Here is a 25058-nt window from a genome sequence, read left to right on the forward strand (position 1 = left end):
CGGCCGATCGATCGCCCGTTGGTGATGGGCGTCGTCAATGTGACCCCGGATTCGTTCTCCGACGGTGGCCGGTACCTGGCTGCCGACGATGCGATCGCGCGGGGTCACCAGCTGATCGCGGACGGCGCGGATCTGCTCGACATCGGGGGTGAATCCACCCGCCCGGGCGCCGGTCGCCCCAGCGATGACGAGGAGTTGCGGCGCGTCGTACCCGTGGTGCGGGCGTTGGCCGCAGCGGGTCTGCCGATCTCCATCGACACCATGCGGGCGCGCGTCGCACAGGCGGCGCTGGAGGCCGGCGCACATATTGTCAACGACGTCAGCGGCGGGCTCGCCGACCCCGACCTGGTCCGGGTCGTCGCCCAAGCCGAGGCGCCGATGATCGCCATGCACTGGCGCGGGCACAGCGCCGATATGCAGCAGCGGGCGCATTACGACGACGTGGTCGAGGATGTGCTGCGGGAGTTGACCGAGCGCCGTGACGCGCTGCTCGAAGCAGGGGTGCTGCCGGACCGGCTGGTGCTCGATCCCGGGCTGGGGTTCGCCAAGACCGGACCGCAGAACTGGCTGCTGTTGCGATCGATCGACAGGTTCCACGAACTGCGCCAGCCGGTGCTCGTGGGTGCCTCGCGCAAACGGTTCCTTGAACGCGTCGGTGCCCGCGGGGTCGAACCTGTGCCTGCGCAGGACCGCGATCTGGCCACCGCCGCAGTCAGCGTGCTGCTGGCACAGGCCGGCGTATGGGGGATCCGGGTGCACGATGCCCGATCCACCCTCGCGGCCGTCGAAGTCGTGGCAGCGTTGAGATCGTCATGACCGATCGGATCGCCCTGCACGGCATCGCCGTCACCGCCTGCCACGGCGTCCTCGACTTCGAAAAGACCCAGCCGCAGCCCTTCATCGCCGACGTGATCCTCGAGACCGACCTGGCTCCCGCCGGTGCCGGGGACGATCTGGCGGACACGGTCAGCTATGCGGACGTGGCCCAGGAGACGGTCGCGATCCTCGCCGGGCCGCCGGTGGATCTGATCGAGACCCTGGCCACCCGCATCGCCGAGGCAGCCCTCGACCGCAGTGCGGTCGAGGCCGTCGAAGTGACGCTGCACAAACCTGATGCACCGGCCGGGGTCGACTTCACACCTGGCGGCGGACCATCGGTCAGCATCCGCCGGGAGGCCGACCGGGGGCGGTGATCGCTCTCGGGGCCAACCTCGGAGACCGGCTGGGCACCCTCAGTGCCGCGGTGCGAGCCGTGGCCGCCATCGACGGTCTCCGGATACTGCGGGTGAGTCCGATTGTCGAAACCGACCCGATCGGACCGGAGCAACCGGACTACCTGAACGCCGTGCTCCTGGCCCGGACGCGCCTGGCTCCGGCGTCTCTGCTGCGACAGTTGCACCGGATCGAAGCCGACTTCGGTCGGGTGCGGGAGACCCGCTGGGGCGCGCGAAGTCTGGACCTCGACCTGATCCAGGTGGGCGATCTCGTATCGGACACGCCGACGCTGACCCTGCCGCACCCGCGGGCCCGGGAGCGCGCCTTCGTATTGCAGCCGTGGCTGTCGGCCGACCCCGCTGCTGCGCTGCGGACTCCGGAGGGAGTACTCCCGGTGGCGACACTCCTCGAGGCGCTGCCGGACCAGGGTGTCCGCCCAGGACCGGACTGGGCCGGAGGTGGCTGGTGATCGACCTGTCGGAGGGTGTGCGGATCCGCTACGGGCTGATCGGGGCCGGTGTGGTGCTGGTGCTGTCCTTCTTCGGACTGCGGTGGTGGACCTCGCACGGCAACTCGATGCCGACGAACTCCTGGATCACCGTTGTCGTGCTGCTGATGATCGCCGCCGCCGTGATGGTGGCCGGGTGGGAGATCCGGCGCTACCTACGTGCGCCGAAGGCCGTCGCGCCTCCGTCGCCCCAGCGGGCCCGGGCGACGCTGGTCGCGGCCCAGGCCTGCGCGCTGGCCGGATCGGTGTTCGCCGGCTGGTACCTGGCCCAGGTGCTGGTCCACATCGACCGGGTCTCCAACGGCGCCGAACGGGCTCCGCTGTGGCTCGCGCTGGTCTCGGGTCTGGCAGCGACCGTGGTCGCAGTGTGCGGTTTCATCGTGCAGGCGTGGTGCCGTCTGCCCCCGAAGACGAGGACTCCGAGCGACCCGCGGATGGTTACCCGGCCATTCCCGCGTAGGCCGTTGCGATCTAGGTCACACTGACGTACGTTGTCCCCCGGGGCTTACTTGTTAGTAAGTTCCAGCAGCGTAGGGCGGCACGGTGCCGCGCGCAACGGAGGAGACATCTTCATGACACGGACCACGACTCGCCGCACGGCATCCAATGGCGTACGCCGCACGCTGGGTGTCGTCGGGACGACCGGGCTGGTTGGCGGACTGGCGTTGGTCGGGATGGGCGCCGTCGCGGCTCCCCGCGCGGACGCGGCCACCACCACGACGGTGTCGAAGTCGATGAAAGCCAGCTGCATCTACTGGGGTCAGGACCTCGGCATCTGGTCGGTCGACGTCACCGCCGAACTGCCGACCACGGTGGCTCCGGGCGCGGCGTACGACGCCCCTGCGCTGACGGTGAAGGTCACGACGTCACTCAAGGCGGCGAACACTCTCCGCGGTCTGAACGTCGATTACATCTATAACGGTTCGAGCGCGGCAAAGTACTCCGTTTTCGGTGCGACCCAGACCGCGGCGTTGACCTTCCCCCAGACCACGATCCCGGCCACCGGCGCGCTGGTGACGCTCGCCAAGGGCTCGGGCGCTGCTGGCTCGGCTCCGCCCACAGAGGGCACCTACCCGGTGGTCGTCGGTGACTTCCATGTGGAGATGACCGCACACCACAGCGCGGACGACGACGGGAACGTCGAGCCTCCGAGCGTCCTTGGCGTCGACTGCACGATGCAGGGCACCGACGCGGATCGCACCCTGACCAACATCAACGTCACCAATGGCTCGACGACCCCGCCGCCGTCGACCACCAGCACCACCGAGCCGACGACGCCGCCGCCGTCGACCACCAGCACCACGGAGCCGACGACGCCGCCGCCGTCGACCACCAGCACCACCGAGCCGACGACGCCGCCGCCGTCGACCACCAGCACCACGGAGCCGACGACGCCGCCGCCGTCGACCACCGGCACCACGGAGCCGACGACCCCGCCGCCGTCGACCACCAGCACCCTTCCCACGTCCCCGCCGCCGACGGGCACCACTGCGCCGAGCCCCTCGGGTGCGACGGTGACGCTGAACCGGTCGTCGTACGCGCCGGGTGACCCGTTCACCCTCAGCGCGTCCGGCTTCAAGCCGAATGAGAAGGGCATCAGCATCGTGGCCCACTCGGCTCCGGTCACGCTGGCCACCAACCTGACCGCGGACGCCAACGGCAACCTGACCTACTCCGGCACCATCCCGAACAGCCTCGCGGCCGGAACCCACACCATCGAGGTCGTGGGTTCGGTGTCCGGGTCCGCCACCTTCACCGTTGTCCCCGCTTCGGTGGTCACGCCCAGCACCGTGCAGACGGGTTCCGTCGCCAGCACGACGGGCGGCAACATGATCACTGCCGCGGGCTTCGGCCTGACCGCCATCGGGGCTGTTGCGCTGGGAGGTGCGGTCCTCGCCGGTCGCAAGCGTGAGCAGCAGTAACACCAGGAAGCGCGGCTTTCTCGCAGTAGCGGGAGCCACCCTGGCGGCGGCGGGCCTGGTGTCCGCCGCCGCCGGGTGCTCGCAGTCTGAGAGTGCGACCCCGGGTACCACCCTGGGCAGTGTGGCTCCGCCCTCGATCGCGCAGTACGTCCCGCCGACCACCAGCTCTGCACCCACCGCGTCCTCGCCTGCCGCATCTTCCCCGGCTGCCGGGTCGAAACCGTCCGCGACCGGTTCGGCGTCGTCCGGCGGGTCTGCCGTCCACGGCAGCGGCGCCGCGGTGTCCGGTCACAACTCGGCCACGCCGCAGGGCACGCCCACTGAGGTGTTCGTCTTCAATGCGGCCGGCAAGACCATCGTCAACGCCTCGCTGATGCCGATCTTCGTCGATCCGCAGGGCATTCTCGCCCCACCCGGTGGCGTGGCGGGTGTCCTGAGCGATCGCGGCTGGGCGATGCCCGGTTACCAGGGCGCAGCCATCCTGGCCGGACACGTGACGTACGGCGGCGTGCCCGACACGTTCTACAACCTGCCGGAGGTGGTGCCCGGCAACAAGATCATCGTTCGCTACAGCAGCGGTGACCAGGTCACCTTCGTGACCACCAAATCGGCGGCCAAGCCCAAATCGACGCTGAGCAAGGACGGCAGTGTGTGGGACAACGCAAGCCCGACGCCGGTGCTGCGGCTGATCACCTGCGATCCGAAGACCCCGATCAAGGACGGCCACTTCGAGGGCAACTGGGTGGTCTGGGCCAACCTTTCCTCGTAGGGCATCCGCTACTTGTCGATGTCTCCGACCACGAAGAACATCGAGCCGAGGATCGCGACCATGTCGGCGAGTAATTGCCCCGGCAGCATCGCCGCCAGCACCGAGACGTTGTTGAAGGATGCCGACCGCAGCTTGAGCCGCCACGGTGTCTTCTCACCGCGCGATACCAGGTAGTAGCCGTTGAAGCCGAGCGGGTTCTCCGTGGCGAGATAGTCCGTGCCCTCCGGCACCTTGAGCACCTTGGGTAGTTTCACGTTCACTGGTCCTTCCGGCAGCGTCCTCAAGCGCTCGACGCACGCATCGGCCAGATCGAGGCTGACGTGGATCTGCTCCAGCAGCACCTCGAGGCGGGCCAGACAATCCCCCGCAGCGCGCGTGACGACCCGGCCCGGTCCGCTGGGGCCGAACAACTCGGCGTACGCCAGATAGGGCTGGTCGCGGCGCAGGTCCACGTCCAGACCCGACGCGCGGGCGATCGGTCCGCTCACGCCGTACGCCGTGATGGTGCCCTGGTCGAGCACCCCCACCCCGCGGGTGCGGGCGGTGAGGATCTCGTTGCCCAGCAACATGCCTTCCAGATCCGGCAGTCGCCGGCGCACCGCGGCGACAGCCGCCGACACGTTGTCCAACCAGCCGGCCGGTAGTTCGTCCCGCAGCCCCCGACCCGGTTGAACATGTAGTGCATCCGTCCGCCGGAGATCTGCTCCATGACCGCCTGCAACTCTTCGCGCTCGCGGAAGGAGTAGAAGATCGGGGTCATTGCGCCGAGTTCGAGCGGATAGGAGCCGGCGAACATCAGGTGGTTCAGCACCCGGTTCAGCTCGGCGAGCAGGGTGCGGGTCCAGGTGGCGCGCTCGGGCACCTCCATGCCCAGCATCCGCTCGACCAGCAGGGCCAAGCCGATCTCGCTGCTGAACGCCGACAACCAGTCGTGCCGGTTCGCGAGCACCATGATCTGGCGGTAGTCGCGGACCTCGAAGAGCTTCTCCGCGCCGCGGTGCATGTAGCCGACGATGGGTTCGGCCGCCACGATGCGCTCACCGTCGAGGGTGACGCGCAGCCGCAGCACCCCGTGGGTGGCCGGGTGCTGCGGGCCGATGTTCAGGACCATGTCCGCGGTGGCCAGTCCGCCGGCTCCGACGCCGACGGTGACTTCGCGGGTGGCCATGGTGGCTAGTCTGCCAGTCGGACGTCCCGGGATTCGCCCAGCCGCACCAGCACCACGCCACTGATCACGATCAAGCCGCCGACCAACTGGATGACCGCGGGGACCTCACCGGCGAACAGCCAGGCGAACAGCACCGCGAAGAGCACCTCCGACAGCGCCACGAAGGATGCAACGCGCGCGCCCAGATCCCGGGCTGCGACGACGCCGGCCACGTAGGCGAACGCCGCTGAGATGACCGCGATCCCGAGCAGCGGCACGATGAAGGAGGTCGTGTGCCCGGCCAGATGGACCGGGGCCGTGCTTGCGTGCACGTCGACGGCGCCGGTCAGTCCGGCGACGATGAGGGCCACCGCGCCGAGTTGCATGCCGATGCCGGCGAGCGCCAGCGAGGGCAGGCCGCCACCGGGACTGCTGGCGATGACGAAGTACGCCGCGGCGCAGGCGGCCGCGATCAGGCCCCACATCACGCCGGCGCCGGACAGCTGCGCCCCGCCGAACACGTTGAGCACCAACAGAAGTCCGAGGATGGAAGCGGCGGCGCCGATCAGGACCAGCCGGTGCGGCGTACGGCGAGTGGTGACCCAGGCGAGCAGCACCAGCCACAGCGGGGCGGTGTACTCCAGGAGCAGGGCGACCCCGATGGACAACGTCTGGATGGCGCTGAAGTAGGCCAGTTGTGCACCCGCGACACCGGCCAGGCCGTAGCCGGTGATCGGCCGCCAGTTAGGCAGGACCAGATGCCACCGGCCGCGCATCTGCCAGACGGTGATGGGCAGCAGCACCAACGCAGCGATGACGATCCGGCCGGTCACGGCCGCGGCCGGTGACCAGCCCGCGTGCAGCAGCGACTTCGCGAACGGCCCGGACATCCCGAACGCGGCGGCTGACGCGATCGCGAGGATCAGCCCGGCGAACCGGTGGTGTCCAGGAGCGGCCTCGTCACTCGACAGTGCCGGGACGACGGCGTCCGGGGCAGTCGCGCTCACGACACCTCCTGTAATGGGCTAACGAGCTCTATACTCCTGACAACCAGGTCAGCCTAGGGTGCCGCCTGGTTACCGGTCAACGAGCGGTTAGCCCCTTACCGCCGCTCTTCATCAAGGAGTCGCCCATGGCGTTCGGCTACGACACCGACATGGCGCTGCGAGCCGCAGCGGCGCTGGCCAACTCCGAGCACGCCGCACCCGACGGGCTGAGCACCGTGCAGGACCTCGCGGATTTCGTACTGGCCTGGGGGTGGACCGGCACCGTTCTGGGGACCCCCGCCGAACTTCGCCAGGTGCGCGACATCCGCGCGCAGGTGCGCTCGCTCTGGGCGCCGGATGAGCACGCCGCGGTCGAGCGGGTCAACGTGCTGCTGGATCAGGCCAATGCCGTGCCGCAACTGGTCAAGCACGACGAATACGACTGGCATCTACACGCCACCCCATCCGATGCGCCGCTGGCGACCCGGATGGTGGTCGAGGCGGCCATGGCCGTCGTGGACGTGATCCGCGATCGGGAGTTCGACCGGCTGCGGGTGTGCGCGGCCGACGACTGCGACAACGTGCTGATCGACCTGACCAGGAACCGCTCCCGCCGCTTCTGCGACGCCGGCTGCGGCAACCGGCTCAACGTGGCGGCGTTCCGGGCCCGGCAAGCGGGCAGCTGAGCGCCCACCAGAACCCGCCGAGCCCGCCCGGATCCCGGGCCGCAGCCAATGCGGTACGCCGAGCCAAGCCGTCCAGATAATCGGCCGGTGCCGTGCGGGCCAGGTCGAGCGACGGTGCCGGCGCCTGAATGCCCAACCTCGAGAACGCTTCTCGTTGGGTGAAGAGTTCGCCGGCTCCGAGCGAGTCCATCGCCACGTGCGCGGTCACGTCGGTGCTTCCGTCGAATCGCGGGATCGCGGTCACGCCGCCGCGATAGCCGATCAACGTGCCACCGGCCGGGCGGTCGCCCTGCAGATGGCCGTAGTCGATGGCGAGCACCGCCAGCGCTCCCCGCGAGCACAGATCCCGGTAGGCGCGGTCGCGCGGCAGGCCGATCTCGACACGGTCACCCGCCGCCGGGTCCGCCACCGGCCACCACTGCTCACGCCATGCATCCTCCGGTCCGGCCAGTTCGCCGCCCAGCGCGCCATCGGCCAGGACGTCCCGCCAGGTCACGCCATCCCATTCGGCGATCGGGCACGGAACCACGTCGAGCCATTCGTTGGCGACGATCAGGGTCTGCGCGTCGGCCGGGAGGGCAGGCATGGCCGATCCGCCGCGAGAGCGCACCCACGCGACCGCCGCCGGGAGCCGGGAAGGCCGCGCGACCACGTCCACCCCGGTCAAGCGCAACGAAGGTCGCGCGGCGTGCAGTAGCGAGAGAAACTCTCCACGACCGGCGCCGACATCGAGGATGTGCGTAGCGCCCAGCCGATCGGCCAGCGCGATGACGGCCGACGCGAAGAGCTCCCCGACACCCGGGACGCCTTGTCCGGCGGTCGCGAAATGCGCTGCGGGGCCGTCGGATTGCCGATAAAAACCCCGGTCCCCGTAGAGCGCCTCGGCCCACGCGTCGATCAACGGTCGGGCGGGCACGAGAACTACTGTAGGCAGCGTGAGCGAACTGTCCCGGCCCAATCTGCGTTTCGGTGTCGTGGGAGCGGGCCGCGCCGGCTCGGTCATCGGCGCCGCGTTGCGAGCCGCCGGTCACGAGATCGTGGCGACGAGCGCGGTCAGTGAAGCCTCCCGCCAGCGCGCCGAAGAACTGCTACCGGGCGTCCCCGTGAAGCCCGTCCAAGAAGTGGTGAGCGACGCGGACGTGGTGATCCTCGGCGTACCGGATGATGCGATTGAACCTCTCGCCAACGGACTTGCCGCCGAAAACCTCTGGGAGCCTGGAAAACTGGTGATCCATCTCAGCGGATTCCACGGTGTTGACGCGCTGGCTGCCGTGACCGTCGTGGGTGGCGACGCGATCGCCCTGCATCCGGTGATGACGTTCACCGGCACCGCCTCCGATCTGGACCGGATACCCGGCACGCCGTTCGCGATCACCGCCTCCGCGGGTGTGGGAGTCGTCGCCGAAGCCCTCGTACTCGACCTCGGCGGCGTTCCGGTCGCGATCGCCGAAGGTGACCGGGCGGCGTACCACGCGGCCTTGGCGCACGCGGCCAACCATCTGGTGACGGTCATCGCCCAGTCCGAGCAGGTGCTGCGCGAGATCGGGGTCGAGGATCCGGGCAGGTTCATCGCGCCGCTGGTCGAGGCCGCGACCGCCAACGCGCTCGAACGCGGTGACCGGGCCCTCACCGGTCCGGTTTCCCGAGGGGATGTCGGCACGGTGCGTGCGCATCTGGATGCGTTGGCCCAGCACAGTCCGGATATCGAGCCGGCCTATCGCGCGCTGGCCGCGGCGACGCTCGAGCGCGCTGCGCTGCGCCGGGCCATGCCGGCCGAGGCGGTGCTTCCGCTACGCGAATTGCTGAGCCGCCGCGACTGAGTACCGTGAGCGCCATGACGACGCAGTTGGTGCACACCCGTGAGGAATTACGCGACGCACGGGCGGCGCTGCCCGGGCGGGTCGCCGTGGTGATGACCATGGGAGCGTTGCACCCCGGACACGCGCAACTGATCGCTCAGGCCCGCAAGGAAGCCGACAGTGTCGTGGTCACGATCTTCCTGAACCCCTTGCAGTTCGCCGCCGGGGAGGATCTGTCCCGGTATCCGCGAACGCTGGAGGCCGATCTGGAGATCTGCCGGGAGCAGGGCGTGGATCTGGTTTTCGCCCCGACGCCCGACGTCATGTATCCCGACGGCGAGCCCGGTATCCGGGTCAGCGCCGGCGCACTGGGGTCGGTGCTCGAAGGGTCCTCGCGCCCGGGGCATTTCGACGGTGTGCTCACCGTTGTCGCCAAGCTGTTCCATCTGGTGCGACCTGATCTGGCCTACTTCGGGCAGAAGGACGCCCAGCAGTTGCTGCTCATCCGGCGGATGGCCACCGATCTGGACTTCCCGATCGAGGTCATCGCGGTGCCGACGGTCCGCGAGGCCGACGATCTGGCCATGTCCTCGCGCAACGTCTATCTGACCTCCACTGACCGAGAGGCGGCGCTGTCCTTGTCGCGTGCCCTGCGCGCAGGCGAGGCGCAGGCTGCGCGCGGTCCGGCGGCCATCCGCCGGGCCGCCCGCGATGTGCTCGTCCGCGAACCGCTGGCCCAGGTCGACTATCTGGTGCTGGTCGATCCGGTCCGGCTGGAGGAAGTGCCCGAGTGGTATCACGGCACCGCCATCCTTGCCGTGGCTGCGCGTGTCGGAACGACTCGGCTCATCGACAACCTGCCGATCACCGTGGGGCCGGTCGCGCCGGCCTGAGGCGCTCATCGCGATGTCGGATTCCTGCTAGCCCCGGGTCAGGCGGGGGCGCAGACTGAGGGCATGCGTTTGAGCACCGCGACCTGTCTGGCCGCCGTCCACAGTCGCGATGCGCGATTCGACGGCTGGTTCGTGACGGCGGTCCGCAGCACCAGGATCTATTGCCGTCCCAGTTGCCCGGCCACGCCGCCGCGCGCCGACCGGATCGACTTCCTGCCGTCCGCGGCTGCCGCGGTCGCTCGTGGGTATCGCGCCTGCAAGCGCTGTCTGCCCGATGCCACACCCGGTTCGCCCGAGTGGAACGTGCGCGACGATCTGGTCGCCCGGGCGATGCGGTTGATCGCCGACGGAGTCGTCGAGCGTGAAGGCGTCGAAGGCCTGTCCCGGCGGCTGGGGTACAGCAGTCGGCAGATCGAGCGGGTGGTCAGCGAACAGCTGGGTGCCGGTCCGCTGGCCATGGCCCGGTCGCAACGCGCGCAGACCGCGCGGATCCTGATCGAGACCACTGCGATGCCGTTCGCGGACATTGCGTTCGCGGCCGGTTTCGGCAGCATCCGCTCGATGAACGACGTCGTGCGCACCACGTTCGCGCTCACCCCCACCCAGTTGCGCGCCCGCCGGTCGCCGCTGCGCGCCACGGACCCGCCTGCCTGGCACCGCATCGATCTGCGCTTGCCGATGCGCCTGCCGTTCTGGCCCGACAACGTCTTCGGTCATCTGGTCGCCACCGGGGTGCCCGGGGTCGAGGAGTGGCGCGACGGCGCCTATCGCCGCACCCTGCGATTGACGTACGGCGCGGGCATCGTCGCGCTGCGACCGGCACCTGATCACGTGGGGACCACCGTCTGGTTGCGGGATGTACGCGATCTGCAGACCGCAGTCAGCCGCTGCCGGTTCCTGCTGGATCTGGACGCCGATCCGCAAGCGGTCGACGCGGCGCTCGCGCGCGATCCCCGTCTGGCACCGATGATCGCGGCCGCCCCCGGGCGCCGGGTCCCGCACACCACCGATCCGGTCGAGATGGCCTTGCGGATCGTGCTGGGGCAACAGATCTCCACCCGGGCTGCGCGCACGCACGCCGCCCGTTTGACGGCCGCGCTCGGGGAGACCATCAGCGACCCTGGGGGCCGCCTCACCGGCCTCTTCCCCACGGCAGAGGTGGTCGCCGGCGCCCCGGACGACGTGCTCGCGATGCCGACGACCCGGAAGCGGACCTTGCGATCACTGGCTCGCGCATTGGCCGACGAAGAGATCGATGTTTCGCCCGGCGCGGACTGGACACGCACGCGAACCCGGCTGCTCGACGTACCGGGAATCGGCCCCTGGTCGGTCGAGTCGATCGCCATGCGCGCGCTGGGTGATCCGGACGCGTTTCCCGCGACCGATCTGGCGGTCCGGCGCATCCTCGAACGCATCGGCCCGCCGGCCGGGAACTGGCGGCCCTGGCGGGCCTACGTCACCCAGCACCTGTGGGCCACCCTCGACCACGAAACCAACCACCTGCCGACCATGGAGGCCAGCGCATGACGCGACGACACACCACCTTGGCACCGACCCCGATCGGACCGCTCACCCTCGTCGCTGACGGTGACGACCTCGTCGCGGTCTACATGGATGGCCACGCCCACCACCCGGGCAGCACGGCGCTGGGGCAGGCGGGGAGCGACCCGGTCCTTGCGCGGGCGGCTGCGCAACTGAGTGAGTACTTCGCGGGGGAGCGCCAAGAGTTCGACCTACCCCTGCGGCCGATCGGAACCGACTTCCAGGTGCGCGTGTGGCGTGCCCTGCAACAGATCCCGTACGGCGTGACCTGGAGTTACCGGGAACTGGCCACAGCCGTGGGCAACCCCTCCGCCAGCCGTGCTGTCGGCCTGGCCAACGGGCGCAATCCGCTGTCCATCGTGATTCCCTGTCATCGCGTCATCGGCGCCGACGGATCGCTGACCGGATACGGCGGCGGGGTCGAGCGCAAGCGGTGGCTGCTGGACCTCGAGCGTCAGGAGTCGCTGCTGCCCGGTCTATCCTGAAGGCGTGTGGCCCGCGATCCTGACCCTGCTGCCGACCATCGGGCTGGTCTACCTCTTCTACGTGATCATGAAGCACATCATGGAGGCCGACCGGCGCGAGCGGATCGCGCAGGCGCAGTGGGACGCCGCCAGGGACGCCGAGGTCACGGCGTCGTCGACGCCACCAGCCGCCGACCCACCTCCCGCACCGCGGACCTGACCTCCGGCCCACCGACCACCTCGAAGGGCCACGGCAGGCAGGCCAGCAACTCGGCGTACATGTAGGGATTGCCGGTGGTCGCCGACAACTGCGTCAGGTCGTCCGCGAGTTGTTCGAGGCCACCCGAGGATGCCGGGAGTACCCGCCGCACCTGGTCCGCGGCGGCGTGGATCCGCACCTGCACGTCGTACTCCCATCCGGTGGCCAGATGTTCCTCCAGGAGGGCGACCGCATCGATGTCGCTCGGTGCTTCGTAGGTCTGCCCCAGCGGATGCACGCCGGTGATCCGATCGACGCGGTAGGCGCGGACCGCATCCGGGCGGCGGTCGCGGCACAGCAGATACCAGCGGCCGTGGCGGACCACGACCGCCCAGGGTTCGACATCGGTCTGCCATGTCGTGCCGCGTTCGGAGCGATAGCCGATGCGCAGCACCTGCTGTTCCGACCAGGCCTGCACCAACTCCATGGTGGTGGCCGGATCCGGCCGCGCCGCACTGCGGTCGGGTGCCGGCGCGATCCAGCGCCGGATGCGCTCCACCGGTCCGGACACCGAAGCAGGCATCGCGCGGACCACCTTGGCCAAGGCGGCGCCGACCGGTGCCGTATCGTCGCCGGCCCGGTGGTGTCCGTCAAGGACCGCCATCACCAGGCCGAGTGCTTCAGCGGCGGTGAAGGTGACCGGCGGCAATCGCACCCCGCTGCCCAGCCGGTAGCCGCCGTACCGGCCGCGTGTCGCGAGAACCGGTATGCCGGCTTCCCGCAGGATGCTCACATATCGCCGCGCGGCGCGCTCCGAGCACTCGAGCCGACGCGCCAGTTCCTCGGCGGTCGTCCCCGGCCTGTCCTGCAGGAGTTGCAGCGTCCGCAGCGCCCGGGCCGTCGGGTTGGTCTCGTCCATCTGACCAGACTGGCAGCAAATCCGGCAGCGATCCGTCCGGAATGGACCGTAATGTCGGTTTCATGACGACGAGCGAACGCATCAACCCGCCCCGGGAACCCGATGACTTCCGGGTCGGGGCTTGGGCGGTGGCGTCGTGACCACGGTGGTCCTCTTCCATCACGTGCTGGGTCTGACACCCGGGGTCGCCGAGCTGGCCGAGCGGCTGCGCGAGGGCGGGCACACGGTGCACACACCGGACCTGTACGCCGGGCACACGTTCGCGACGATCCTCGAGGGTTTCGAGTTCTCGAAGGCACTCGATACCGACGCTCTCTCCGATGCCGCGGTAGCCGACCTACCCGCCCACGTCGTCTACGCCGGCATCTCCATGGGCGGTGGCCAGGCCCAGCGCTTCGCGCAGACCCGGCCCGGAGCCCGCGGCGCGGTCCTGCTGGAGACCTGCTTCCCGATCACCGGCGAATGGTCGTTCGGTCCGTGGCCGGACGGCGTGCCCGCCCAGATCCACGGGATGGACGACGACGAGTTCTTCGCCCACGAAGGAGATCTGGATTCAGCGCGCGAACTGGTCGCCTCGGGCGCTGACGCGGAGGTGTTCCTGTACCCCGGTGATGTGCATCTTTTCGAGGATTCCTCACTGCCGCAATACGATGCGAAGGCAACTGATCTGCTGGTAGAGCGGGTTCTGGCCCTCCTCGACCGCGTCTAGTCCAGCGGCCACAGGTCACCGAGATCATCGAGCCGGGCGAGGACCTGGTCGAAAGTCAGCTGCTGTAACGACGCGCCGTCCTCGACCTCCTCCCAGGTGCGCGGTGCGGCGACCGTCGGCCGGTCCCGACCACGCAACGAGTACGGCGCGATCGTCGTCTTGGCGGCGGTGTTCTGCGACCAGTCGACGAAGACTTTGCCCGGGCGCAGCGAGGTCGTCATCTTCCAGACCACCGCGTCCGGTTGTTCCTTGGTGAGCCGTTGCGCCAATTCCTTGACCCAGTCGCGTATCTCGTCGCTGGTGCGGGAGCTATCGACCGTGGCGTACAACTGCATGCCCTTGCTGCCGCTGGTCACCGGGACGACCTCGCCGACGGCCAGCGGCGCCAGGCGATCCCGCACCGTCAGAGCCAGCGCGGCGCACTCCGGCAGCCCGGTGCCCTTGCCCGGGTCCAGATCGATGACCAGCCGGTCCGGATTGACCGGCTTCTCATCGACGAATCTCCATTGCGGCACATGCAGTTCGAGCGCCGCCAGATTCGCGAAGTAGGTCAGGCCCGCCACGTCGTCGATGAGGGGATAGGTGACCTTGTCGCCGCCGCCGCGGCTGCCGCTGGACGCAACGGTGACCCGCCGGATCCACGAAGGGGTGCCACTGGGCACGTTCTTCTCGAAGAACGAGTTGTCGCCCACCCCGTGCGGCCAGCGCACCCGCGTGACCGGCCGGTCGGCGATCACCCGCAGCAACACGGGCGCGACCTGGCTGTAGTAGTGCAGTATCTCGCCCTTGGTGGTTTCCGTTCCGGGATAGAGGATTTTGTCCAGGTTGCTGAGCTGCAGTCGCTGGCCGTCGACCTCGACACTGATCTTCTCGTCGGCCATCACAGATCCCGCGGGGTCAGATCGGAGCGGACTCCGCGCCAACTCGGTTGGCGCAACCGGCCGTCCTCGGTCACCGTGTGGTACTCGATGTCCACCACCAGCTCCGGCCGCAGCCAGTGCGCGCCGCGAGCGTCCGCGGCCGGTAGGCGGGTCTCGAACGGACTGGTCGGTGACCGTAGTTCTCGTAGGCGTGGCAGCAGCGCAGCGCCCGTGGCGCCGGCCAGCCCGGAACCGATCCGGCCGACGTACCTCAATCCCGCCTCGGCGGGGGAGCCGATCAGCAGACTGCCCAGCACGTCCGCTCGGTCGGTCTCGAAGCGCCAACCGCCGACCACGTACGACGAGGTGCGGCGGTGCACGATCTTGCGCCAATCCGGCGAACGGGTCCCGGGCCGGTAGGGCGACGAAAGACGTTTGGACACAATGCCTTCCAGTTTGCGCTCGGCGGTCGCAGCCAGTAGTAGTTCTCCGTCGTCGAAGACCGCCGGGACCTGCACCCAGGGGGAGGTGAGTCCGGTCGCCTCCAGGAGTTCGCGGCGTACCCGCAGCGGTTGTGACAGCGTCTCGTGGCCGCCCACGCGCAACAGGTCGAAAACCATCAGCGTCACCGGAGCGGTTGCCGCCAGCCGGTCGGCGTCGGCTGGCTTGGTGACGTTGAAGCGCTCGGCGATACCGGCGAAACTGGGCGCCCCCTGCCTCAGCACGACGACTTCGCCGTCGAGCAGGAGGTGGTCGTAGCCGGGTAATCCGCTGCCGGCGCAGGTGAGTTCGGGGAAGGCGACGGTGACGTCGCGTTCGGTGCGCGAGGTGACGCGGACCCGATCACCCTCGACCGCGACGAGCACTCGCATCCCGTCCCACTTCACCTCGTGCTGCCAATCGGCGCCCGCAGGACTGCGTCGCTAGGGGTGGCAAGCATCGGACGCATGGGGCACTCTTGCACAATGCGGGCGATCTGGAAGGGTGCCGTCTCGTTCGGGTTGGTCAATGTGCCGGTCCGGCTCTACTCGGCCACCGAGAACCACGACGTGCAGTTCCGGCAGGTGCATCGCGAGGACGGCGGCCGGATCCGTTACCGGCGGGTGTGCGCCATCGACGGCGAGGAAGTCAGCTACGACGACATCGCCAAGGGCTACGAGACCGAGGACGGCCAGATGGTCGTACTCACCGACGACGACCTGGCCAACCTGCCGATCTCGACCTCCAAGGAGATCGCCGTCGACAAATTCGTGCCGGCCGGTGAGATCGACCCGTTGTACCTGGACAAGAGCTACTACCTGGAGCCGGACGCCAGTGCGGTGAAACCGTATGCGCTGCTGCGGGATGCGTTGCTGCAGACAGACCGCGTCGCGCTGGTCACGATCACCATCCGCACCCGGATGACCGTTGCGGTGCTGCGCGTGCGTGATGAGGTCATCGCCTTGCAGACGATGCTGTGGCCCGACGAGGTCCGCGCGCCAGAATTCGGCGTGCTCGACGACGCGGACCTGTCGGTGAAGCCGGCCGAGACCGCGATGGCGCAGATGCTGGTCGAGTCCCTGTCGGGCGACTACGACCCGGAGGAGTACACCGACGACTACGAGCAGGCGGTGCACGAGGTCGTCGAGGCCAAACTCGCAGGAGGCGAGGTCAAGGCCGCACCCGAACCGCAGGAGGAAGGCGGTCAGGTCGTCGACCTGCTGGCGGCGCTGCAGCAGAGCGTGGACCGGGCCAAGGCCGCGCGCGGCGAGAAGCCCGCCCCCGCCAAGAAGGCTCCCGCTGCGAAAGCCCCGGCCAAGAAGGCAGCCGCCAAGAAGGCACCGGCGAAAAAGGCCCCCGCGAAGAAAGCTCCCGCCAAGAAGACCACCTCCGCCAAGAAGGCGCCGGCGGGGAAGAAGTCTGCCTGACCATGTCCGTCGCAGGGCACATCGTCTTCATCTGCACCGGCAACATCTGCCGATCGGCGTACGCCGAGCGCCTGGCCCGGGTGCGTGCCGAGGAGTTCGGGCTGGCCGGGTGGACCTTCGCCAGCGCCGGCGTCGGTGCGCTGGCCGGATCGCCGATGGATGAACTGATGGCGCAAGAGTTGAGGGCGCGGGGCGGCAACGCGACGGGTTTCGTCGCTCGGCAGGTCAACCGCGCGATCGTCCAGGACGCGACCCTCGTCCTGCCGATGGAAAAGGCCCAGCGGCACGTGATCCTGGGCGACTTCCCGGCCATGGTGCGGCGGGTGCAGACCCTGGGCACCGCCGGTGAGGCAAGCCGGTCGCTGCCGGAAGAAGTGGTCGGCGAGGCGTATCTGAGTGCACTTCGGGCAGATCGCAGGCCGACGCGCTCGCAGTTCGATGTGGCGGACCCGTATCGCAAGGGACCGGAGAAGGCGGCCGAGGTCGCCGAACTCCTGGATCGGCACGTCACGGCCGTCACCGCACGGCTGGCCGGGGTCCCGCAATCGCAGCCCGCGGGATAGGCGCAAGCGCCCCCACCTCGAGCAGTTCGGTGAGCGCCGAGTCGACGAGTTCGGCTGCCTGCGGGTGATCGCCGTGCGCCGCCCGGCACACCTCCACTGCGGCGCCGGCAGACAGGGGTTGCGCCGCGGCCAACCAGATCGTGGCGCCCAGGGCGGACAGCCGCAGCGGCGTCGAACCGGCCAGCACCAGCACCTCGTCGTCGGCGACCACCGCGTCGTCGAACGGCGCCCGCTGGACCAGGTGCTCCTCGCCCGGGTCGCGCGGCGCGTCAGTGGGATCGCCGTCCGCGGTGAGCGATGTGAATTGCGTCACGACCCCGCGATCGTGCAGGGCTTGTTCGATGAGGCTGCCGGTCTCGTCGATCTCCCGGTAGTACAGGGTCTGCACCCCGCCCAGATCGTTGATGAGCTGGGCCAGTGCGGTCAACGGCCGGTCCAGTGCCATCAGGGACGACGTCTGCGGGATCAACGTCAGCATCGCGTCGAACAGGCCGACCCGCTCCAGCGCCGGGACCGCCATCGGGCGCGGTGCACCGTCGTCGCGCGAAGCGCGGTCGATGCGGTCCAGCAGCAGCAGCGCCCCGGCGTGCAGGGAAGCTGGGGGTGCGCAGGTGAAGCTCGTCGGGTCCGTGTTGTTGCTTGTGGTGCGGATCGCCGGCTTCGAGGACCACCGAGAGCGGCTTGGGATAGGGCAGCACCGACAGGTCCGGCCGGATCAGCACGGTTTCATCGGTCACGTAGCCGAAATCCCGGGCGCACAGCCGTGCTGCGGCCGTGGTCTTGCCGGTGCCGGAGGCCGCAACCAGCACGGCGACCCGACCGGAGTCGTCAGCGATACCGCAGGCGTGCAGCATCACCCCGGCGCCGGCCGCCTGCCGGATCGCCGCGAAGGTGACGCTGGAGGCCAGGGCGTAGTCACGGCGTACGGGATCCTGCGCGTCCGACAGCGGGACGGACGGGGAGTCCGCGGCGGGCGCGGGATCCTGCTCATCCGGTGCGCAGCGTGCCCACTGCAGCCGCAGCGCGGCGACCTCGTCGGCCGGCACTGCCTCCAGGTCCACCTCGAACCGGTACCCCAGGGCGTGGATCGACAGCGGGTCCGGCATGCGCGGCATCGTATGGCATGCATGGAACATGCGCGTGCCGTGTTGCGTTGCACCCTCCAGAGTCCGGACACGACACAAGTGCGCGGGCTAGCATCCATAAGAACCGACGGCAGATCAAGGAGCCCTCATGTTCGAACGGTTCACCGACCGGGCGCGACGCGTTGTCGTGCTCGCTCAAGAAGAGGCGCGCCTTCTCAACCACAACTACATCGGCACCGAGCACATCCTGCTCGGCCTGATCCACGAGGGTGAGGGCGTTGCCGCCAAGGCGCTCGACAGCCTCGGGATCTCCCTGGAAGCGGTCCGCGAGCAGGTCCAGGAAATCATCGGCCCCTCGCAGCAGACCCAGTCCGGGCACATCCCCTTCACCCCGCGCGCCAAGAAGGTCCTGGAGTTCTCGCTGCGCGAGGGTCTGCAACTCGGCCACAGCTACATCGGCACCGAGCACATCCTGCTCGGCCTGATCCGCGAAGGTGAGGGCGTCGCCGCCCAGGTCCTGGTCAAGATGGGCGCCGACCTGTCCCGTGTGCGTCAGCAGGTCATCCAGCTGGTGTCCGGCTACCAGGGCGGCCCCGAGAAGGCTGGCGCAGGAGTCGGCCAGGGCAACCCCCAGGAAGGCACCCCCGCCGGCTCGCTGGTCCTCGACCAGTTCGGTCGCAACCTGACCCAGGCCGCCCGCGAGGGCAAGCTCGACCCGGTGATCGGCAGATCGCAGGAGATCGAGCGGGTCATGCAGGTGCTGTCCAGGCGTACCAAGAACAACCCTGTCCTGATCGGGGAGCCCGGCGTCGGCAAGACCGCCGTCGTGGAGGGCCTGGCCGCGGACATCGTGCGCGGCGACGTGCCCGAGACGCTCAAGGACAAGCACCTCTACACCCTCGACCTCGGATCCTTGGTGGCGGGCAGCCGCTACCGCGGTGACTTCGAGGAGCGGTTGAAGAAGGTCCTCAAGGAGATCCGCACCCGCGGCGACATCATCCTGTTCATCGACGAGATCCACACCCTGGTGGGTGCGGGTGCCGCCGAGGGCGCCATCGACGCTGCCTCGATCCTCAAGCCCATGCTGGCCCGGGGTGAGCTGCAGACCATCGGCGCGACCACGCTGGATGAGTACCGCAAGCACATCGAGAAGGACGCGGCGCTGGAGCGCCGGTTCCAGCCGATCCAGGTGCAGGAGCCGACCATTCCGCACGCCATCGAGATCCTCAAGGGTCTGCGCGACCGGTACGAAGCCCACCACCGGGTGACGATCACCGACGCTGCGCTGGTGGGTGCGGTCAACATGGCCGACCGCTACATCAACGACCGGCACCTGCCGGACAAGGCGATCGACCTGATCGACGAGGCCGGTGCGCGGCTGCGCATCCGGCGGATGACGGCTCCGGCCGACCTGCGCGAATTCGACGAGAAGATCGCACACGTCCGCCGCGAGAAGGAGTCCGCGATCGACGGTCAGGACTTCGAGAAGGCCGCCGCCCTGCGCGACGACGAGAAGAAGCTGATCAACGCCAAGGCGCAGCGGGAGAAGGAGTGGAAGGCCGGCGACATCGACGTCGTGGCCGAGGTCGATGAGGAGCTCATCGCCGAGGTCCTGGCCGCTTCCACCGGCATCCCGGTCTTCAAGCTGACCGAGGAGGAGTCCCAGCGACTGCTCAAGATGGAAGACGAACTGCACAAGCGGGTCGTCGGCAACGACGACGCGATCCGTGCGCTGTCCCAGGCGATCCGGCGTACCCGCGCCGGTCTGAAGGACCCGCGGCGCCCGGGTGGTTCGTTCATCTTCGCCGGTCCGACCGGTGTCGGTAAGACCGAGTTGGCCAAGTCGCTCGCGGAGTTCCTCTTCGGCGACGAGGACAGCCTGATCACCCTGGACATGTCGGAGTTCTCCGAGAAGCACACGGTGTCGCGGCTGTTCGGTTCCCCGCCCGGTTACGTCGGCTACGAAGAGGGTGGCCAGCTGACCGAGAAGGTGCGCCGCAAGCCGTTCTCCGTGGTGCTCTTCGACGAGGTCGAGAAGGCCCACCCGGACATCTTCAACTCGCTGTTGCAGATCCTGGAGGACGGTCGCCTGACCGACAGCCAGGGCCGGATGGTCGACTTCAAGAACACCGTGATCATCATGACCACCAACCTCGGTACCCGGGACATCGCCAAGGGCGTCTCGCTGGGCTTCGCGTCCGGCAACGACACGGCGACGGGCTACGAGAAGATGAAGGCGAAGGTCAACGAGGAGCTCAAGCAGCACTTCCGGCCTGAGTTCCTGAACCGTGTCGATGACACGATCGTCTTCCCGCAGCTGTCCCAGGACGAGATCATCCAGATCGTCGACAACATGATCGCGCGACTGGACGAGCGTCTGAAGGACAAGGACATGGCGATCGAGCTCGCGCCGACGGCCAAGAAGTTGTTGGCTATCCGCGGGTACGACCCCGCTCTGGGTGCCCGGCCGCTGCGTCGTGCGATCCAGCGCGAGGTGGAGGACGTGCTGTCGGAGAAGATCCTGTACGGCGAGGTCGGCCCGGGCGAGATCGTCCTGGTCGATGCCACCGGTGAGGGTCGCGACGACACGTTCACCTTCGTCGGCTCGCCGAAGCCGGAGGCGCCCGACAGCCTTGACGTCGAGGCGGCCACCATCGGCGAGGGTGGCGAAAGCGACGCGTGAGCCACGCGCACACTGACGGCAGGCCCGGAGGGATTCCTCCGGGCCTGCCGCCGCGTGGAGCGGCCCGGTCCCTGCGACCACCCGGCACGTGCGAGGAATTCGGGAACTGGTCAAGCCCTACGTCAGTTCCCGGGCCATCGTGGCCAAACCAGCGGTGTCCTATTTCGAGGCGCTGCAAGAGTTCCTCGTGGTGCTCGACCCCGCCGACGATGACCGCGTCCTAGGTTGCGGCGCCCTGCACGTGATGTGGGACGACGTGGCAGAGGTCCGCACCCTCGCCGTACATCCATCGCTCAAGGGCCACGGTGCCGGCTCGGCGATCCTGACCGACCTGCTGGACCGGGCACGGACCCTGGGGGTCTCGCGCGTCTTCTGCCTGACGTTCGAGACCGCCTTCTTCGCCGCGCACGGGTTCGCCGAGATCGAGGGCGACCCCGTCGCCCCCGACGTCTACGCCGAACTGCTGCAGTCCTACGACGAGGGTGTCGCCGAGTTCCTGGATCTCGACCGGGTCAAACCCAACACCCTGGGCAACGCCCGGATGTTGCTTCAGCTCTGAGGGGTTTGTCGACGTTCGCGCGGGTTGTCGACGTTTGCCCGGCCTATAGCCCGCGCGTCTGTCGACAACCCGCGCGTCTAGCGATAACCCGCGCAAACTCAGGCGGCCATCGCCTGCGCGGCCCGCACTTTCGCCGCCGCCCGCCCGTGGAACAGGTCGGACCACACCAGGCGGACCACGATCCAGCCCAGGGAGCGGATCCGATCTTCGCGCTGCTTCTCGCGCCACAACGCTCCGGGTTCGTCGTACTTGGTCGCGCCGTCGAATTCCACCAGCACTCGTGTGCCGACGACCCGGAAGTCTGCGCGGTAGCCCTTCCCATTGCGGGTCCACCGCTGCGAGCCGGGGACGGTGAACTGCGCTTCGACCAGGATTCCGGCCTCGCTGAATCGCACGGCCGACAGCGTCTCGCCCGGCGACTCGTGGTCGCCGTCAGCGCGAGCCACGAGCTGTCGCATCCGCTCGGCCCCGTTCGCCAGGCGACGCGCCTGCGCTGCCGTCCTCAGATCCGCGGGCGTCAGCAAAGTACGGTGCAGCGCGTCGTCGGCGGCCACTAGTCCGGCCTCGAGATCGACCGCCGCAAGTTGCGTGACGGTGGTGGCGATGTGTTCGACGCCGTGCGAGGAGGGGTGGCCGCGCAACGCGGTGTGCAGGTGCAGTCCGGGCACCCGCTTGGACCGGCCGGGGCCGAGCCGGCATAGATGCACCGTCGACAAGTCCGCACGATGCAGCGCCAGACCGTGGTGCACCGCAGCCGAGACGTAGCCGGCGACTGCGGTGCCGGCGTGCTCGGCCAGGAAGGTGTCCACCAGCTGACGGTGGCGGTCCCGCTCATCGATGACAGGCCGCATCAGGTACCAGCCGCGGCGCAGTCTGGTCCATTGCCCCTGCGCCAGCAGCCGTTCGAGGTCCCGCTCGCTGAGACCACGCTCGCGCGCCTGCCGTCGTGAGATCACGTCCACCCGGACAGCGTGACCGATGCGCAGGACTGCGGACGCGGACTGCCTACGAGGCTGTGGACAACGTTTGCGCGGGTTGTCGACGTTTGCGCGACCTATAGCCCGCGCGTCTGTCGATAACCCGCGCGGATGCCTGCGGCTGATCAGCGCTGCGCCGAGTAGATCCGGCGTACGACGTCCTCGATGTCCGGCTCTTCGATGCTCAGATCCCGTAGCCCCGGCACCTGGGCGAGGACGGCAGCGATCGTGGTCTGCCCCGGATCGAACCTGAGCCGCTGGCGGGCGCCACTGACCTCACTGCCGACGTACGTCGTGCCCGGGATTCCCGTCAACGGCGCCGCTGCTTCGTCCAGGTCCAGCACGAGCACCCGGTGACTCTCCACGGATGCCGCGAGCCCGGCCAGCGAACCGTCGTAGGCCAGGCGCCCGTGATCTACGACCAGCACTCTGTCGCAGAGGCGTTCGACATCGCCCATGTCGTGGGTGGTCAGCAGCAGGGTGGTGCCGTGCTGCTGGCGTTCGGCGATCAGGAACTGCCGCAGGCGCTGCTTGGACACGACGTCCAGACCGATGGTGGGCTCGTCGAGGATGACCAATTCGGGTGAATGCAGCAGGGCTGCGGCGACTTCCGCGCGCATCCGCTGTCCTAGCGACAGCTGCCGCACCGGTGTGTCCAGGAATTCCCCGAGCTCGAGCTCGCTGACCAATTCATCCAGTCGGTGCGTGCCGTCCACCCGGTGGATAGCGGCAAGAATCTTGAACGAGTCGCGGGTCGGCAGGTCCCACCACAGTTGCGAGCGCTGCCCGAAGACCACGCCCACGTGCCGCGCCAACTCGCGGCGGCGGCGTACCGGATCCAGACCGCAGGTGCGCACCGATCCGCTGGTGGGCACCAGGATCCCGACCAGCATCTTGATCGTGGTGGACTTCCCGGCACCGTTCGCGCCGATGTAGCCCACAGCCTCGCCGGCCGCGACGGAAACGGTCAGGTTGTCCACCGCGGTCATCGTGGTGCGGCGCAAACCCTTGCCCCGGCGTACGAACGTCCGCGTCAGACTGTCGGTCTCGATGATCATCCACCGCCTCCTTGGTAGTGCCGCACACCCGCCCGCCACATGAACATCGCGACCGCCCAGATCCACCCGGCTGCCAGCGGCGCACACCAGCCGATCCAGGAGTTGATCACCGGACGGCCCAGCAACGTCATGGCGGGCACGAAGGCGACGAACGCCACCGGGAAGATCGCGCCGAAGACCACCTTGATCCCGATCGGCCACACCGTGGCCGGTTGCGTGCTGGCGTACCGGCCGCCGTAGACGAAGGAGTTGGTCAGCTCGGCGCCGTCGACCAGCCAGAACTGGCAACCCGCGGCCAGCACGAACAGGGCGCCGGTGATGGCGATTCCGGACAGCAGGGTAATGACCAGCAGCGCGATGTGGGCTGGCGACCAGTCGATCTGGTTGGCGTGCAGGCCATAGGCGGCGGCCGCCACACCCACGCCGAGCCGGGTGATCCGGCGCAGCGAGATGTCGGAGAAGATCAGCTGGGCCAGCAGCGGTTGCGGGCGCAGGTAGAAGACGTCCAGCGTGCCTGTCCGGATGTACCGCGGCAGCCGGTCGACGTGCCCGACCACGAGGTCCGCGACGGAATAGCAGACGTCGGCCAGCCCGAAGACCAGGATCATCTGGGTGAACGTGAGACCGCCGAGCACCGTGACGTTGTGGAACAGGATCCACACCTCGGCCAGTTCGACCAGGCCGACCACCCCGGAACTGATCAGGTCGATGGCGAAGTTGGTCCGGTAGGAGCGTTGGGCGCGGGCCTGACCGGCCAGGACCGCGGCGTACGCCGAGACGTCAGCCACCCTGCACCTCCAGGTAGCGCCGCCCGAGGCCGGTGAGCACCAGACACAGCGCGATCAGACCTGCGAGCCAGGCGAGCTGGACCCCTACCGCGTCGATCCCGGCCCAGCCGTCGATCCGCCCGGACAGCAGATCGATGGGCGTCATGAACATGGCTGGGAACGGAGTGGCGTGGGCGAGGGTCTTGAGCCAGGCGGGGAAGAGCCCCACCGGGATGAACAATCCCATCAGGAACGTCGAGACGACCATGTAGAACACCTGCAGACCGCGGGTCTCCACCAACCACAGGCCGAGTATGTTGATCGCATAGCGGCCGCAGAAGGACAGCATCATCCCGATCCCCACGGCCAGCAGTCCGAGCACCCAGCCGCTCACGTCGTGAGCGAGGGCGATCCCGGTCGTCAGCGAGCCGACGACGATCGCCGGCAATCCGCGTGGCAGGAACGAGTAAGCGCCACCGCCCAGATCACTGGCCGCGAACGAGCCGAAGACGCTGGTCGGCCGAGCGAAATCGATCGCAATGTCGCCGGTCTTGATCCGGTCGCCGATCTCGGACTGGCCGTGCGCATTGATGCAGCCCAGCAATCCCTGGGACAGCCAGACATAGCCGGACATGGTCGCGAGGTCGTATCCCTGCAGATTCCCGCCGGCCGCCTCGACCGTGGCGAACAAGACCGCCGCCTTCAGGAAACCGAAGGTGAGGTTGGCTACCAGGCCGCCGATCGTGGCCAGCCAGTACGTCGACTGTCGTCGCACCCCCGCGCGGAAGATCAGCCAGTACGGCGTCAGGGCGGTAGACACAAAGACGAGAGCCTACCGGAA

27 protein-coding genes and 2 pseudogenes are annotated in these 25058 nt (G+C 68.8%); 18 read left to right on the plus strand and 11 right to left on the minus strand.

Translation table 11 applies throughout. The annotated features are described in order from the left end of the window. Positions 1-24: 24 nt before the first annotated feature. The 6 genes from folP to ACFQBT_RS02115 all read left to right on the plus strand — a co-directional run bounded on the left by folP (position 25) and on the right by ACFQBT_RS02115 (position 4414). Positions 25-816, plus strand: coding sequence for a dihydropteroate synthase (gene folP / locus ACFQBT_RS02090; RefSeq protein WP_377825311.1), 792 nt, complete (start codon positions 25-27; stop codon positions 814-816). Then, positions 813-1193, plus strand: coding sequence for a dihydroneopterin aldolase (folB, locus tag ACFQBT_RS02095; RefSeq protein WP_377820171.1), 381 nt, complete (start codon positions 813-815; stop codon positions 1191-1193). Before folP ends, folB begins: the two co-directional genes overlap by 4 nt. Continuing rightward, on the plus strand, positions 1190-1684 hold the full coding sequence (folK, locus tag ACFQBT_RS02100) for a 2-amino-4-hydroxy-6-hydroxymethyldihydropteridine diphosphokinase (RefSeq protein ID WP_377820172.1): 495 nt from the start codon (positions 1190-1192) through the stop codon (positions 1682-1684). The genes folB and folK overlap by 4 nt, the downstream gene beginning before the upstream one ends. Then, the gene (locus ACFQBT_RS02105) at positions 1681-2208 is read left to right on the plus strand and encodes a DUF3180 domain-containing protein (RefSeq protein WP_377820173.1); all 528 of its coding nucleotides are present in this window, start codon (positions 1681-1683) and stop codon (positions 2206-2208) included. Before folK ends, ACFQBT_RS02105 begins: the two co-directional genes overlap by 4 nt. An 87-nt stretch (positions 2209-2295) precedes the next feature. Continuing rightward, positions 2296-3645 (plus strand): DUF6801 domain-containing protein, encoded by a 1350-nt coding sequence (locus tag ACFQBT_RS02110; RefSeq protein ID WP_377820174.1) that lies wholly within the window; start codon positions 2296-2298, stop codon positions 3643-3645. Further along, complete coding sequence (locus tag ACFQBT_RS02115; RefSeq protein WP_377820175.1) at positions 3632-4414, plus strand: class F sortase; 783 nt, start codon at positions 3632-3634, stop codon at positions 4412-4414. The genes ACFQBT_RS02110 and ACFQBT_RS02115 overlap by 14 nt, the downstream gene beginning before the upstream one ends. An 8-nt stretch (positions 4415-4422) precedes the next feature. Here the strand turns inward: ACFQBT_RS02115 and ACFQBT_RS02120 are convergent. Beyond that, a pseudogene (locus ACFQBT_RS02120) lies at positions 4423-5582 on the minus strand (NADH-quinone oxidoreductase subunit D). A gap of 5 nt (positions 5583-5587) precedes the next feature. Further along, positions 5588-6568, minus strand: a complete 981-nt coding sequence (locus ACFQBT_RS02125) for an EamA family transporter (RefSeq protein WP_377820176.1) — start codon at positions 6566-6568, stop codon at positions 5588-5590. A 125-nt stretch (positions 6569-6693) separates the two neighbouring features. Here ACFQBT_RS02125 and ACFQBT_RS02130 point away from each other — a divergent pair, with 125 nt between their 5' ends. Continuing rightward, complete coding sequence (locus tag ACFQBT_RS02130; protein WP_377820177.1) at positions 6694-7233, plus strand: CGNR zinc finger domain-containing protein; 540 nt, start codon at positions 6694-6696, stop codon at positions 7231-7233. On the opposite strand, the gene ACFQBT_RS02135 is transcribed toward ACFQBT_RS02130, so the two are convergent. Continuing rightward, positions 7193-8149: an SAM-dependent methyltransferase gene (locus tag ACFQBT_RS02135; protein ID WP_377820178.1), complete on the minus strand. Its 957-nt coding sequence runs from the start codon at positions 8147-8149 to the stop codon at positions 7193-7195. The genes ACFQBT_RS02130 and ACFQBT_RS02135 overlap by 41 nt on opposite strands. 19 nt (positions 8150-8168) lie before the next feature. On the opposite strand from ACFQBT_RS02135, the gene ACFQBT_RS02140 reads away from it, so the two are divergent. From ACFQBT_RS02140 to ACFQBT_RS02160, 5 genes are all read left to right on the plus strand, one after another. Further along, positions 8169-9053, plus strand: a complete 885-nt coding sequence (locus ACFQBT_RS02140; protein ID WP_377820179.1) for a Rossmann-like and DUF2520 domain-containing protein — start codon at positions 8169-8171, stop codon at positions 9051-9053. A 14-nt stretch (positions 9054-9067) separates the two neighbouring features. Then, positions 9068-9925, plus strand: coding sequence for a pantoate--beta-alanine ligase (gene panC, locus ACFQBT_RS02145; protein WP_377820180.1), 858 nt, complete (start codon positions 9068-9070; stop codon positions 9923-9925). 63 nt (positions 9926-9988) lie between these two features. Continuing rightward, positions 9989-11452, plus strand: coding sequence for an AlkA N-terminal domain-containing protein (locus ACFQBT_RS02150; protein WP_377820181.1), 1464 nt, complete (start codon positions 9989-9991; stop codon positions 11450-11452). Continuing rightward, a complete protein-coding gene (locus ACFQBT_RS02155; protein WP_377820182.1) occupies positions 11449-11952 on the plus strand; it encodes a methylated-DNA--[protein]-cysteine S-methyltransferase in 504 nt (167 codons plus the stop codon). The genes ACFQBT_RS02150 and ACFQBT_RS02155 overlap by 4 nt, the downstream gene beginning before the upstream one ends. 4 nt (positions 11953-11956) lie before the next feature. Then, positions 11957-12151, plus strand: a complete 195-nt coding sequence (locus tag ACFQBT_RS02160) for a hypothetical protein (protein ID WP_377820183.1) — start codon at positions 11957-11959, stop codon at positions 12149-12151. Here the strand turns inward: ACFQBT_RS02160 and ACFQBT_RS02165 are convergent. After that, positions 12096-13049, minus strand: coding sequence for a helix-turn-helix transcriptional regulator (locus ACFQBT_RS02165; RefSeq protein ID WP_377820184.1), 954 nt, complete (start codon positions 13047-13049; stop codon positions 12096-12098). The genes ACFQBT_RS02160 and ACFQBT_RS02165 overlap by 56 nt on opposite strands. Before the next feature lie 136 nt (positions 13050-13185). On the opposite strand from ACFQBT_RS02165, the gene ACFQBT_RS02170 reads away from it, so the two are divergent. Then, positions 13186-13758, plus strand: coding sequence for a dienelactone hydrolase family protein (locus ACFQBT_RS02170; protein ID WP_377820185.1), 573 nt, complete (start codon positions 13186-13188; stop codon positions 13756-13758). Here ACFQBT_RS02170 and ligD read toward each other — a convergent pair. Both ligD and ACFQBT_RS02180 read right to left on the minus strand, forming a co-directional pair. After that, positions 13755-14639: a non-homologous end-joining DNA ligase gene (ligD, locus tag ACFQBT_RS02175; protein WP_377820186.1), complete on the minus strand. Its 885-nt coding sequence runs from the start codon at positions 14637-14639 to the stop codon at positions 13755-13757. The two genes, ACFQBT_RS02170 and ligD, sit on opposite strands and share 4 nt — an antisense overlap. Continuing rightward, positions 14639-15490 (minus strand): ATP dependent DNA ligase, encoded by an 852-nt coding sequence (locus ACFQBT_RS02180; protein WP_377820187.1) that lies wholly within the window; start codon positions 15488-15490, stop codon positions 14639-14641. Before ACFQBT_RS02180 ends, ligD begins: the two co-directional genes overlap by 1 nt. Before the next feature lie 93 nt (positions 15491-15583). Between ACFQBT_RS02180 and ku the strand changes: the two genes are divergently transcribed. Both ku and ACFQBT_RS02190 read left to right on the plus strand, forming a co-directional pair. After that, the gene (gene ku / locus ACFQBT_RS02185) at positions 15584-16525 is read left to right on the plus strand and encodes a non-homologous end joining protein Ku (RefSeq protein ID WP_377820188.1); all 942 of its coding nucleotides are present in this window, start codon (positions 15584-15586) and stop codon (positions 16523-16525) included. Positions 16526-16527: 2 nt separating this feature from the next. Beyond that, positions 16528-17088 carry an arsenate reductase/protein-tyrosine-phosphatase family protein gene (locus tag ACFQBT_RS02190; protein ID WP_377820189.1) on the plus strand — a complete coding sequence of 187 codons (561 nt, stop codon included), beginning with the start codon at positions 16528-16530 and terminating at the stop codon, positions 17086-17088. Here ACFQBT_RS02190 and ACFQBT_RS02195 read toward each other — a convergent pair. Next, a complete protein-coding gene (locus ACFQBT_RS02195) occupies positions 17042-17608 on the minus strand; it encodes a hypothetical protein (protein WP_377820190.1) in 567 nt (188 codons plus the stop codon). The two genes, ACFQBT_RS02190 and ACFQBT_RS02195, sit on opposite strands and share 47 nt — an antisense overlap. Before the next feature lie 254 nt (positions 17609-17862). On the opposite strand from ACFQBT_RS02195, the gene ACFQBT_RS02200 reads away from it, so the two are divergent. The 3 genes and pseudogenes from ACFQBT_RS02200 to ACFQBT_RS02210 all read left to right on the plus strand — a co-directional run. Continuing rightward, positions 17863-18003, plus strand: coding sequence for a hypothetical protein (locus ACFQBT_RS02200; protein ID WP_377820191.1), 141 nt, complete (start codon positions 17863-17865; stop codon positions 18001-18003). Positions 18004-18321: 318 nt separating this feature from the next. Further along, the gene (locus ACFQBT_RS02205; RefSeq protein WP_377820192.1) at positions 18322-20856 is read left to right on the plus strand and encodes an ATP-dependent Clp protease ATP-binding subunit; all 2535 of its coding nucleotides are present in this window, start codon (positions 18322-18324) and stop codon (positions 20854-20856) included. A 73-nt stretch (positions 20857-20929) separates the two neighbouring features. Then, positions 20930-21415 (plus strand): annotated as a pseudogene (locus tag ACFQBT_RS02210) (amino-acid N-acetyltransferase); the annotation flags it as partial. Between the two features lie 98 nt (positions 21416-21513). Here the strand turns inward: ACFQBT_RS02210 and ACFQBT_RS02215 are convergent. The 4 genes from ACFQBT_RS02215 to ACFQBT_RS02230 all read right to left on the minus strand — a co-directional run bounded on the left by ACFQBT_RS02215 (position 21514) and on the right by ACFQBT_RS02230 (position 25037). After that, positions 21514-22377 (minus strand): type IV toxin-antitoxin system AbiEi family antitoxin domain-containing protein, encoded by an 864-nt coding sequence (locus ACFQBT_RS02215; protein ID WP_377820193.1) that lies wholly within the window; start codon positions 22375-22377, stop codon positions 21514-21516. Between the two features lie 140 nt (positions 22378-22517). After that, positions 22518-23450 carry an ABC transporter ATP-binding protein gene (locus ACFQBT_RS02220; protein ID WP_377820194.1) on the minus strand — a complete coding sequence of 311 codons (933 nt, stop codon included), beginning with the start codon at positions 23448-23450 and terminating at the stop codon, positions 22518-22520. Continuing rightward, a complete protein-coding gene (locus ACFQBT_RS02225) occupies positions 23447-24238 on the minus strand; it encodes an ABC transporter permease (RefSeq protein WP_377820195.1) in 792 nt (263 codons plus the stop codon). Before ACFQBT_RS02225 ends, ACFQBT_RS02220 begins: the two co-directional genes overlap by 4 nt. Next, on the minus strand, positions 24231-25037 hold the full coding sequence (locus ACFQBT_RS02230) for an ABC transporter permease (protein ID WP_377820196.1): 807 nt from the start codon (positions 25035-25037) through the stop codon (positions 24231-24233). The genes ACFQBT_RS02225 and ACFQBT_RS02230 overlap by 8 nt, the downstream gene beginning before the upstream one ends. Between the last annotated feature and the right edge of the window lie 21 nt (positions 25038-25058).

It is taken from the genome of Branchiibius cervicis, assembly GCF_042661605.1.
Taxonomy (GTDB): domain Bacteria; phylum Actinomycetota; class Actinomycetes; order Actinomycetales; family Dermatophilaceae; genus Branchiibius; species Branchiibius cervicis.